The 957-nt window shown below is 45.9% G+C and carries 1 protein-coding gene; it reads left to right on the forward strand.

Features of this window, described 5'->3' with window-relative positions; all coding sequences use genetic code 11:
• Window positions 1-13: 13 nt before the first annotated feature.
• The coding region (locus tag ACWPM1_RS14810) for an AraC family transcriptional regulator ligand-binding domain-containing protein (RefSeq protein ID WP_455695660.1) at window positions 14-957 on the forward strand (944 nt) is incomplete at its 3' end.

A 957-nucleotide genomic window follows, 5' to 3' on the forward strand; every position in this document is an offset into this window, starting at 1 on the left:
CCCGTCAGCGCCTATGGCCCAGTTCATCGATCCGAAGTCAGGTGAAGTCTTGTCATTGCCGCTCCAATCGGAGACAAGTGGTCTCAACTTTGGTGACGCGAAAATGACCCACATCTCATACAAAAAAGAATTTTCAGATATTCGACAAGTTACATCGTTGAGACTCCTTGTTGATTTCGCGCGCGAACACGACATTCCAGCCCTCGAAATCCTGAAAGGAACGGAATTAGATCTGGATGATATTGAAGACCCATATTGCGAAATTCAGGTCTGGCAAGAACTCCGAGCAATTCAAAACTTGCTGGAGATAGACGATGATCCTGCCAACGGCGTGATTTTGGGAATGCGCCAACACCTGACCTGTTATGGAACACTAGGTTTCGCCATGATGGCTAGCCGCACGCTGGAACAAGCGCTAACGATTGGCGCCAAATTCTACAAGATATCTTTGTGGATCAACGAAGTTTCCGTTGTCCGAGATCCTGACACCATCAAATTCGTGATTCTTGGGCACAAGCTGCCACCATTCAGTCAACACTTTCTAGCTACAAGAGGCATGGCTGCCCTGGTTACCTGGGTCCAAGAGTTAACCAATTCCGAAGTATATCCATGCCAAACTTCATTCAAGAACGATAGACCGGACAATATGGATGAGGTTGGAAAGGCGTTTGGAACAGAAACGCTATTTGGGCAGAAAAACTATTCAATTTCATTCAATCGCAGCTTGTTTCGTATGCAATTGAAATTCGATGACCGTTGGTCACGCATGAGATTAGAGGACAAGCTGAGCAACACCCTTGAAAGGCGCCACTCAAGTACAAAAAACAGAGTCAAGGAAATGCTTCTGCAGATGTCAAATGAAAAGCTGTCCACTGAGCCAGAAATTTGTCGAGCTTTAGGGTGCTCAATGAGTACTCTGAGGCGTCGTTTGCATACAGAAGAAACAAATTTTCGACA

Source organism: Tsuneonella sp. HG249 (genome assembly GCF_053819205.1).